Source organism: Aquimarina longa SW024 (genome assembly GCF_001401755.1).
Classification (GTDB): domain Bacteria; phylum Bacteroidota; class Bacteroidia; order Flavobacteriales; family Flavobacteriaceae; genus Aquimarina; species Aquimarina longa.
The window spans coordinates 78,218-91,849 of sequence record NZ_AVQK01000010.1; the positions used below are offsets into that span (position 1 = coordinate 78,218).

1 protein-coding gene is annotated in these 13,632 nt (G+C 37.6%); it reads left to right on the plus strand.

What is annotated here, in order from left to right; translation table 11 throughout:
• The first annotated feature begins 203 nt into the window (after positions 1–203).
• On the plus strand, positions 204–13,619 hold the full coding sequence (locus N456_RS00210) for a PKD-like domain-containing protein (protein WP_062052657.1): 13,416 nt from the start codon (positions 204–206) through the stop codon (positions 13,617–13,619).
• The last annotated feature ends 13 nt before the right edge of the window (positions 13,620–13,632 follow it).

Genomic DNA, 13,632 nt, shown 5'->3' on the forward strand with positions numbered 1-13,632 from the left:
AAAACACAATGTCTTTTGTGTGGTATTAATTATAGAAGGAAAGTATAAAACGATAAATAAAGTTTTGTATTTGACGATTGAGAACTACACAACTTATTACACTTTAATTTTTATGAGGTGTGGTATAAATAGTAACGATGTTACCCCTTGAAAAACGTTACAAGTTTTTTGAATTACATTATTATTAATTATCCGCTATCTGCATGAAAAAATATTACATTTTACTTAGTATAATAGTTTTTAATAGTATTGGGGTATATTCTCAATTAAGTGATTTACATTATTTACCTCCATTAAAACAAGGTAGTACAGGTGTAGGTTCAATAAATCAGCAACGAGTCTATTTATCAACACCAGAAGCAACACCATTTGATGTAAAGATTTATCGAGGTACCAATGCTACTCCTATTGCTACTATTACTAACCTATCTAATACAAGTTCGAAAACCTATAATTTAGCAAATGGGAATAATGGTATTACTCTGGTAAATACTGCTAGTACAGGAACTGTATTAAATACTGCAGGACTGAGGTTTGAAACCTTAGGAGGGCAGAAGTTTTATGTAAATTACAGAGGAAGATCTAATTCTCAAGCAGCATCATTAACATCAAAAGGAAAAAAAGCTCTTGGTACTTCATTTAAATGGGGAGGAAGACCAAATTATGGAAACGGACATAATACTTTGAATGCTGTGTTAGGGATTATGGCCACCCAAGATAATACTACAGTTACTATTTTTGATTACGGTTCTGATTGCACATTTAGAAGTGGTAATACTGCTAACGGAATAACAGCAGATAATCTTACAATAGTATTAAATGCAGGTCAATCATATGTATTAGAGGCACCTAGAAATAATGGTGTGGCTAATATTGATTGCTGGTTGGGGGCTTCTATACAATCAAATAAGCAGATAGCGATATCTAATGGTAATTTAAACGGAGCACCTTTGCCGACTAGTAATAGTAGAGATGCAGGGATTGATCAACCTGTTCCCGAAAATGTATTAGGAAGAGAATATGTGTTTGTTAGAGCAAATGGATCAGATGTTAATGAAACCCCTATAATCATAGGAACTCAGAATGGAACTGATATATTTGTTAATGGCTCTAGTACACCGATAACGACAATTAATAAGGGAGATTATTTTGTGATTCCTGGAGCTAATTATTCTTCAGCATCTGTTGGAGGGAATATGTACGTTACAGCATCTAAAGAAATATATGCATACCAGAATATAGCAGGCTCTAGCGGAATCCAGACAGGAGGTTTAAACTTTATAGCTCCAGTAAATTGTTTACTACCCTATTTTATGGATAATATCCATAATATAAGAAATATAGCAGGCTTAAATTTTGCAGGAGAAGTTATAATTACAGCTTCTTCAAGCACTTTAGATACCAATATAAAAGTAACTGATGGTAATGGGAGTGTTACTTTACCACCTTCTGTTCCTGTTACAGGGACTTCGGATTGGAAAACAATAACAGTTTCGGGGCTTACAGGAGATGTAAAAGTAGAATCTACAGGACCTGTTGCAGTAGGTTTTTTTGGGGTAAGTGGTAATGCAGGAGTAGCAGGGTATTTTTCTGGATTTGATACAGTACCCGTTGTAGAGCTAGATACTACGGGTGGAGGCTGTCTTCCTGGGGCAGATATTTTTGAAGTTACAGATGGGTTTGATGCCTATCAATGGTTTCAAAATGGAAATCAAGTAGCAGGAGCTACAACAAACGCATATAGTCCATCTGAACCAGGAAATTTTTATGTAAGAGTGACTAGAGGAGCTTGTACATATGATTCTTCAATCCTGTCCGTATATAATTGTGACCCAGAAATAGTATTGACAAAAACAGTAGATAAAAGCTCAGTAATTGAAGGAGAAACAGTTACGTTTACGATAACAGTAGAACAGTTAGGAATAAATCCTGCTACCAATCTGATAATTAACGATGCACTCCCTACAGAACTTACATTTGGAGCAGTCACTCCTAGTTTTGGTACATGGGTCGCCCCTGATTGGATTATTGGAGATATGTATAGAGGAGAAGTTCATACATTAACTGTTCAGGCCACTGTTAATGAGGTTTCAATAGGAAGCACGGTCACGAATACGATTAGTAATTCTCAAACAGAAATTGAAGGAGATACATTACCAGATGATGAAACCGAAGATGTAACGATCATCAATAATGAATTAGAAATCAACAAAGTAGATCGACCAGCACCTGATGGTAGTTATGATACAGTAGGAGAGGTAATTACTTATGATTTTGTAATTAAAAACACAGGAAGTCAAGTGATACCCACAGTTACACTTAAAGATCCGAATATTGATATAGGTAGCCTATCACCTATTTCGGTAACTAATCTTGCTGTAGGTGCCTCAGCAAACTTTACGGCAACCCATACGATTACACAGGCAGATATAGAAGCAGATCAGGTAGTGAATACAGCTATAGCAGAAGGAACATTATCTAATGGATTTGTAATTTCAGATATATCTGATGACCCTGATAACCCCAATAGTACTACAGATGATCCTACAATAACAATGATGGATCAAAAAGGAGCACTGGTATTAGAAAAAATTGCACAACCAGCACCAGATGGATTATACGATGCATTAGGAGAGGTTATTACTTACGAACTAACAGTTAAGAATACAGGAAATGTAAGTATAAATAATGTTACTATTACAGATTCTAATGCCGATGTAGGAAGTATAAACCCTGTATCGATTGCAAACTTACCTGCCGGAACATCAGCAGTATTTACAGCAAAGCACACAATTATACAAGCTGATTTTGATAATGGAAATGCAACAAATACAGCAACCGTTACTGGTACAGAAGTAGTCGAAGGAACTTTAATAACAGATACATCTGATGATCCAACAACAATAACTCCAAATGATGCAACAGTAGTGAGTATACCACAGTATGGACAATTAGATGTAACCAAAGTTAGTAGCCCTCCAGCAGATGGAGCTTTTGATACTGTTGGAGAGGTAATAACATATACTATCGTAGCAACTAGTGTAGGAAACGTTTCCTTAACAAATATAAATGTAGTAGACCCAAATGCAGATACCATTGTTTTGCAGAGTACTACAGGTACAGATAGCGGAGGTGATCATATTGTAGATAGTATGCTGCCGACAGAAACTGCTACTTTTATTGCTACTCATATTTTAACACAGGATGATCTAGATACAGCTAAGGTAGTAAATACAGCTACAGTCGGAAGTCAGGATCCAGGAGGAGGAAGTGTAACAGATATTTCAGATGACCCAAACGATCCCAATAATAATGAAGATGATCCTACTGTTATTTCTTTGATGTCTACACCATCATTGATAGTGTCTAAAATAGCTGATGACGATAGTAATGTTGTCGAAGGGCAATTGATTACATATACCTATGTGGTTACGAATACAGGAAATGTAACTTTTGATGAAGTAAGTATAAGTGATATACATTCCGGAACAGGAGTTCTAGGAGTTCTTACTTTACAGAGTACAACAGGGATTGATGATAGTAATGATAATGATGTAGATGAGTTAGGACCGGGTCAAACAGCTACTTGGACATCTGAATATACCATTACCACCGAAGATATTACAAATCAAACAGATATATCTAATACGGTTACTGCAACAGGAACTCCGAGAACAGGTAGCATTACTAATCCTACTACTAATGAAACCATAACAGTTACCCCTGTAGAAACAATTTGTGGAGGAGTGACACTTTCATATGATTTGACTGCTAATGTAGTAGATCCATCAATAACTTCTTTTAGTTGGTCTGCAGCGAATAATCCGTTAATCAAAGGAGAAACAATTACAACTTCAACAAGTTCGAGTATTACAGATACACTAATTAACGATTTGACCACAAATCAAGATATTGTGTATACAATTACAGCTTTTGATGCAGGTGGAGTAGCTCAGGATGTGTACACTTATACAGTAACTGTAAAACCATCTCCCACAGTATTAAGTTTTCCAAAAAAGACTATTTGTAGTGAAGAAACGGTAACTAGAAACCTTATTAATGATATTGACAATTTTAATAGTAGTGTTGGTTTTTCGTGGTTCGCAACAGATAACCCAAATATAACAGGAGAGACTACAACCATTTCGACAGATTCAAAAATAGAAAATACATTAGTAAATATGAGTGCTTCTCCTCAGGATGTAGTGTATACAATTACACCAACATCAAAAACAGGATGTCAAGGTACGATTTATACATATACAGTAACAGTAAATCCTAAGCCAGTAGCAACTACTCCAACCGATACCGTTTGTAGTGCTATTGCACTAAATCATGATTTAAGCAGTGATGTAAACATATCCGGTTCAACTTTTAGTTGGTTAGCAGGCGATAATCCAAATGTAAGTGGGGAGACGACTACGACAACTACCACCACTACTATTACAGATGTATTGACCAATACCAGTGGTAGTATTCAAACAGTGATCTATACGATTACTCCAAAGAGTCCAGACGGTTGTTTTGGAGATCCATATAAATATACTGTTACGATTAACCCCGAACCTTTTGTAGCTAAATCTCCAACCGATACCGTGTGTAGCGCTAGTGCATTAAACCATGATTTAAGCAGTGATGTAAACATATCCGGTTCAACTTTTAGTTGGTTAGCAGGTGATAATCCAAATGTAAGTGGGGAGACGACTACGACAACTACCACCACTACTATTACAGATGTATTAACCAATACCAGTGGTAGTATTCAAACAGTGATTTATACGATTACTCCAAAGAGTCCAGACGGTTGTTTTGGAGATCCATATAAATATACTGTTACGATCAATCCCGAACCTTTTGTAGCTAAATCTCCGATTGATACCGTGTGTAGTGCTATTGCACTAAACCATGATTTAAGCAGTGATGTCAATGTATCGGGTTCGACTTTTAGTTGGTTAGCAGGGGATAATCCAAATGTAAGTGGGGAGACGACTACGACAACTACCACCACTACTATTACAGATGTATTGACCAATACCAGTGGTAGTATTCAAACAGTGATCTATACGATTACTCCAAAGAGTCCAGACGGTTGTTTTGGAGATCCATATAAATATACTGTTACGATCAATCCCGAACCTTTTGTAGCTAAATCTCCAACCGATACCGTGTGTAGCGCTAGTGCATTAAACCATGATTTAAGCAGTGATATAAACATATCCGGTTCAACTTTTAGTTGGTTAGCAGGGGATAATCCAAATGTAAGTGGGGAGACGACTACGACAACTACCACCACTACTATTACAGATGTATTGACCAATACCAGTGGTAGTATTCAAACAGTGATCTATACGATTACTCCAAAGAGTCCAGACGGTTGTTTTGGAGATCCATATAAATATACTGTTACGATCAATCCCGAACCTTTTGTAGCTAAATCTCCGATTGATACCGTGTGTAGTGCTATTGCACTAAACCATGATTTAAGCAGTGATGTCAATGTATCGGGTTCGACTTTTAGTTGGTTAGCAGGCGATAATCCAAATGTAATTGGGGAGACAACTACGACAACTACCACCACTATTATTACAGATGTATTGACCAATACCAGTGGCAATATTCAAACAGTGATCTATACGATTACTCCAAAGAGTCCAGACGGTTGTTTTGGGAATCCATATAAATATACTGTTACGATCAATCCCGAACCTTTTGTAGCTAAATCTCCAACCGATACGGTGTGTAGCGCTAATGCATTAAACCATGATTTAAGTAGTGATGTAAACATATCCGGTTCAACTTTTAGTTGGTTAGCAGGTGATAATCCAAATGTAATTGGGGAGACGACTACGACAACTACCACCACTACTATTACAGATGTATTGACCAATACCAGTGGTAGTATTCAAACAGTGATCTATACGATTACTCCAAAGAGTCCAGACGGTTGTTTTGGAGATCCATACACCTATACTGTTACGATACGTCCCGAACCTTTTGTAGCTAAACCTCCAACCGATACCGTCTGTAGCGCTATTGCATTAAACCATGATTTAAGCGGTGATGTCAATGTATCGGGTTCGACTTTTAGTTGGTTAGCAGGTGATAATCCAGATGTAACAGGAGAAACGACTACGACAACTACCACCACTACTATTACGGATGTATTGACCAATACCAGTGGTAGTATTCAAACAGTGATCTATACGATTACTCCAAAGAGTCCTGATGGCTGTTTTGGAACTCCATACACCTATACTGTTACGATCAATCCCGAACCTTTTGTAGCAACTACTCCAACCGATACCGTTTGTAGTGCTAGTGCATTAAACCATGATCTAACAGGAGATGTTAATTTAGCAGGAACATCTTTTATATGGGTAGCACTTGATAATCCTGATGTAATAGGAGAAACGTTGATGTCTAGTACGACTACTACTATTACAGATGTACTTAAAAATATATCTGGAATTCCTCAAGAGGTTACTTATGCGATATCACCAACTAGCATGAATGGTTGTTTAGGAACTTCTTTTGTGTACTCTTATGTAGTTACTGTAAATCCCGAACCTTTTGTGGCAACTACTCCAACCGATATCGTTTGTAATAATGTTCCGTTGAATCATGATTTGATCGATGATATAAATGTAGTGGGTTCGACTTTTAGTTGGGTAGCAGTCGATAATCCAAATGTAAGTGGGGAGACGACTACGACAACTACCACCACTACTATTACAGATGTATTAACCAATACCAGTGATAGTATTCAAACAGTGATCTATACGATTACTCCAAAGAGTCCAGACGGTTGTTCTGGAGATCCATACACCTATACTGTTACGATCAATCCCGAACCTTTTGTGGCAACTGCTCCTACCACTACTATTTGTAGTTCTAGTGCATTAAACCATGATTTAAGCAGTGATGTAAACATATCGGGTTCGACTTTTAGTTGGTTAGCAGGTGATAATCCAAATGTAATAGGAGAAACGACTACGACAACTACCACCACTACTATTACAGATGTATTGACTAACACCAGTGGCAATATTCAAACAGTGATGTATACGATTACTCCAAAGAGTCCAGACGGTTGTTTTGGAACTCCATACACCTATACCGTTACGATACGTCCCGAACCTTTTGTAGCTAAATCTCCAACCGATACGGTGTGTAGCACTAGTGCATTAAACCATGATTTAAGCAGTGATGTAAACATATCGGGTACGACTTTTAGTTGGTTAGCAGGTGATAATCCAAATGTAACAGGAGAGACGACTACGACAACTACCACCACTACTATTACAGATGTATTGACCAATACCAGTGGCAATATTCAAACAGTGATCTATACAATTACTCCAAAGAGTCCAGACGGTTGTTCTGGAGATCCATACACCTATACTGTTACGATCAATCCCGAACCTTTTGTAGTTAAATCTCCAATCGATACGGTGTGTAGCGCTATTGCATTAAACCATGATTTAAGCAGTGATGTCAATGTATCGGGTTCGACCTTTAGTTGGTTAGCAGGGGATAATCCAAATGTAATTGGGGAGACGACTACGACAACTACCACCACTACTATTACAGATGTATTGACCAACACCAGTGGTAGTATTCAAACAGTGATCTATACGATTACTCCAAAGAGTTCAGACGGTTGTTCTGGAGATCCATACACCTATACCGTTACGATCAATCCCGAACCTTTTGTGGCAACTGCTCCTACCACTACTATTTGTAGTTCTATTGCATTAAACCATGATTTAAGCAGTGATGTAAACATATCGGGTTCGACTTTTAGTTGGTTAGCAGGTGATAATCCAAATGTAATAGGAGAAACGACTACGACAACTACCACCACTACTATTACAGATGTATTGACCAATACCAGTGGTAGTATTCAAACAGTGATGTATACGATTACTCCAAAGAGTCCAGACGGTTGTTCTGGAACTCCATACACCTATACTGTTACGATCAATCCCGAACCTTTTGTAGCTAAATCTCCAACCGATACGGTGTGTAGCGCTATTGCATTAAACCATGATTTAAGCAGTGATGTAAACATATTGGGTACGACTTTTAGTTGGGTAGCAAGTGATAATCCAAATGTAACAGGAGAAACGACTACGACAACTACCACCACTACTATTACAGATGTATTGACCAATACCAGTGGTAGTATTCAAACAGTGATGTATACGATTACTCCAAAGAGTCCAGACGGTTGTTTTGGAACTCCATATAAATATACCGTTACGATTAACCCCGAACCTTTTGTAGCTAAATCTCCAATCGATACGGTGTGTAGCGCTATTGCATTAAACCATGATTTAAGCAGTGATGTCAATGTATCGGGTTCGACTTTTAGTTGGTTAGCAGGGGATAATCCAAATGTAATTGGGGAGACGACTACGACAACTACCACCACTACTATTACAGATGTATTGACCAATACCAGTGGTAGTATTCAAACAGTGATCTATACGATTACTCCAGAGAGTCCAGACGGTTGTTCTGGAGATCCATACACCTATACCGTTACGATCAATCCCGAACCTTTTGTGGCAACTGCTCCTACCACTACTATTTGTAGTTCTATTGCATTAAACCATGATTTAAGCAGTGATGTAAACATATCGGGTTCGACTTTTAGTTGGTTAGCAGGTGATAATCCAAATGTAATAGGAGAAACGACTACGACAACTACCACCACTACTATTACAGATGTATTGACCAACACCAGTGGCAGTATTCAAACAGTGATCTATACGATTACTCCAAAGAGTCCAGACGGTTGTTTTGGAACTCCATATAAATATACTGTTACGATCAATCCCGAACCTTTTGTAGCTAAATCTCCAACCGATACGGTGTGTAGTGCTATTGCATTAAACCATGATTTAAGCAGTGATATAAACATATTGGGTACGACTTTTAGTTGGGTAGCAAGTGATAATCCAAATGTAATAGGAGAAACGACTACGACAACTACCACCACTACTATTACAGATGTATTGACCAACACCAGTGGTAGTATTCAAACAGTGATCTATACGATTACTCCAAAGAGTCCAGACGGTTGTTCTGGAACTCCATACACCTATACTGTTACGATCAATCCCGAACCTTTTGTAGCTAAATCTCCAATCGATACGGTGTGTAGCGCTATTGCATTAAACCATGATTTAAGCAGTGATATAAACATATTGGGTACGACTTTTAGTTGGGTAGCAAGTGATAATCCAAATGTAACAGGAGAAACGACTACGACAACTACCACCACTACTATTACAGATGTATTGACCAATACCAGTGGTAGTATTCAAACAGTGATCTATACGATTACTCCAAAGAGTCCAGACGGTTGTTTTGGAGATCCATATAAATATACTGTTACGATCAATCCCGAACCTTTTGTAGCTAAATCTCCAACCGATACGGTGTGTAGTGCTATTGCATTAAACCATGATTTAAGCAGTGATGTAAACATATCGGGTACGACTTTTAGTTGGTTAACAGTTGATAATCCAAATGTAATTGGGGAGACGACTACGACAACTACCACCACTACTATTACAGATGTATTGACCAACACCAGTGGTAGTATTCAAACAGTGATGTATACGATTACTCCAAAGAGTCCAGACGGTTGTTCTGGAGATCCATACACCTATACCGTTACGATCAATCCCGAACCTTTTGTGGCAACTGCTCCTACCACTACTATTTGTAGTTCTATTGCATTAAACCATGATTTAAGCAGTGATGTAAACATATCGGGTTCGACTTTTAGTTGGGTAGCAATTGATAATCCAAATGTAACAGGAGAAACGACTACGACAACTACCACCACTACTATTACAGATGTATTGACCAATACCAGTGGTAGTATTCAAACAGTGATGTATACGATTACTCCAAAGAGTCCAGACGGTTGTTTTGGAACTCCATACACCTATACCGTTACGATCAATCCCGAACCTTTTGTAGCTAAATCTCCAATCGATACGGTGTGTAGCGCTATTGCATTAAACCATGATTTAAGCAGTGATGTCAATGTATCGGGTACGACTTTTAGTTGGTTAGCAAGTGATAATCCAGATGTAACAGGAGAAACGACTACGACAACTACCACCACTACTATTACAGATGTATTGACCAATACCAGTGGTAGTATTCAAACAGTGATCTATACGATTACTCCAAAGAGTCCAGACGGTTGTTTTGGAACTCCATACACCTATACTGTTACGATCAATCCCGAACCTTTTGTAGCAACTATTCCAACCGATACCGTCTGTAGCGCTATTGCATTAAACCATGATTTAAGCGGTGATGTCAATGTATCGGGTTCGACCTTTAGTTGGTTAGCAGGTGATAATCCAAATGTAATTGGGGAGACGACTACGACAACTACCACCATTACTATTACAGATGTATTGACCAATACCAGTGGTAGTATTCAAACAGTGATCTATACGATTACTCCAAAGAGTCCAGACGGTTGTTTTGGAGATCCATACACCTATACTGTTACGATTAACCCCGAACCTTTTGTAGCAACTATTCCAACCGATACGGTGTGTAGTGCTATTGCACTAAACCATGATTTAAGCAGTGATGTCAATGTATCGGGTACAACTTTTAGTTGGTTAGCAGGGGATAATCCAAATGTAATTGGGGAGACGACTACGACAACTACCACCACTACTATTACAGATGTATTGACCAATACCAGTGGTAGTATTCAAACAGTGATGTATACGATTACTCCAAAGAGTCCAGACGGTTGTTTTGGAACTCCATACACCTATACCGTTACGATCAATCCCGAACCTTTTGTGGCAACTGCTCCTACCACTACTATTTGTAGTTCTAGTGCATTAAACCATGATTTAAGCAGTGATGTAAACATATTGGGTTCGACCTTTAGTTGGTTAGCAGGGGATAATCCAAATGTAATTGGGGAGACGACTACGACAACTACCACCACTACTATTACAGATGTATTGACCAATACCAGTGGTAGTATTCAAACAGTGATGTATACGATTACTCCAAAGAGTCCAGACGGTTGTTTTGGAGATCCATACACCTATACTGTTACGATTAACCCCGAACCTTTTGTAGCTAAATCTCCAATCGATACTGTTTGTAGTGCTAGTGCATTAAACCATGATTTAAGCAGTGATGTCAATGTATCGGGTTCGACTTTTAGTTGGGTAGCAGTTGATAATCCAAATGTAACAGGAGAGACGATTACGACAACTACCACCACTACTATTACAGATGTATTGACCAATACCAGTGGCAATATTCAAACAGTGATGTATACGATTACTCCAAAGAGTCCAGACGGTTGTTTTGGAACTCCATACACCTATACCGTTACGATCAATCCCGAACCTTTTGTGGCAACTGCTCCTACTACTACTATTTGTAGTGCAATTGCATTAAACCATGATTTAAGCAGTGATGTAAACATATCGGGTTCGACTTTTAGTTGGTTAGCAGTTGATAATCCAGATGTAACAGGAGAAACGACTATTGCAACTACTGCTACTAGTATCACAGATGTATTGACCAATATTAGTGATAGTATCCAAACGGTTGTCTATACAATTACTCCAACAAGCCCAAGTGGTTGTACTGCCGATCCATTTAGATATACTGTTGTTGTTTTGCCTCAACCAGAATTAGTAGTTACTAAAGAAGCACTTCTACCATCAGATGGGAATTATGATACTGTTGGAGAAGTGATTACTTATACGATCACTATTCAAAACCCAAAAGAAATTTCTATTAATACGATTAATATTACCGATCCTAACGCAGATTTTATAAGTATCACTAATATTCCAAGTTTGGCAGAAAATTCTTCTGTTACTTTTACGGCAACACATAGTATCACACAAGAAGATTTAGATAATGGAAGAGTTACTAATACTTTAACAGCAAAAGGGGTAGATGCTTGTGGTAGAGTAGTATTAGATATATCGGATGATCCAAATACAGGGGCATCAAATGACCCTACAGTTGTACTACTGGATCAAAATCCTAAGATGAGTCTAATTAAATTGGCAGATATCGCTCCGGATGGTTCTTGGGATGAAGTCAATGAGGTGATAAACTATTCTTTAATACTTAAGAATACAGGGAATGTAACCTTAACTAATGTACTAGTTACAGATCCTAATGCAGATACAGGAAGTGTTATGCCTTCTAATATCCCTATTCTTAATCCAGGACAACAAATTTCGATTACTGCTAGTCATACAATCACTCAGACAGATTTAGATCATGGAAGCATTAGCAATTCGGCTATGGTAGAAGCAAGAGATCCGAATGATACTATAATTTCGGATATATCAGATGATCCAAATAATCTAGATGATGTAGATGTTAATGGAGATGGAGACCCAGATGATGTGACAATTACTAGTACTTTACAATCCATAAAATTAGATGTTACTAAAGTAGTTGATGTAGATTCTTATACAGAAATCGGAGATGTTTTACTCTATACTATAGAGGTAATAAATACAGGTAATGTAGCAGTGTTTGATATAATAGTAGAAGACCCAATGATTGATTTTACAAGTATTAATACGATAGACAAGCTTGCGCCAAAGGAGTCATTTACTGTTACAGGTGGGCATGTTGTAACTACAGATGATATCATAAGAGGATTTATTACAAATACTGCAATAGTAAAAGCATTTCTAGCGAATAGATCAACACTAATTACAGAGGATTCTGATGACCCTAATACTTCTACAAATATAGATAATGATGCTGATGGCGATTTTGAAGATCCAACCATAAGTTATCTAGATTCTGATGGTGATGGTATTATTAATATAGATGACTTAGATGATGATAATGATGGAATTACTGATATAGAAGAGCAGAAAGGAGATCCTTTACTAGATACAGATGGTGATGGTATTATAGATAGTATTGACTTAGATTCTGATGGGGATGGTCTTTTTGATTATATAGAATCGGGGCATAATAGTGTAGATACAGATGGTGATGGCAGAATAGAAGGACCATTTGGAAATGACGGAGTTCCGGATAGCGTCCAAGATGATGTTAATGGAGGAGAAGTTAATTATACCCTTCAGGATACAGATGGGGACGGTATTGATGATTTTCAGGATAACGATGATGATGATGATGCTATTTTGACAGCTGATGAAAACCCTGATCCAAATCAAGACGGGATTCCTGAAGATGCTTTTGATATAGATAACGATGGAATTCCTGATTATTTAGAACCTAATAATAGTAATCCAAATGCAGAAGATGATATAGAGGTATTTAATATTGTTACACCTAATGGTGATGGGGATCATGATGCATTTATTATAAGAGATATTGAAAAGTTTCCGGATAATGATTTAAAAATATTTAATAGGTGGGGCGTATTAGTATATGAAGCACGTGGATATGGGCAGAATGATAAGTTTTTTAGAGGAATATCTAAAGGAAGAGTTACTGTTAATCAAGATCGACAGTTACCTGTAGGGACATATTTTTATATTCTTACATATAGGCTAGAAAATGGTAAACAGAAGAAGAGATCAGACTACTTATATATTAATAAATAATGTTATCAAAACA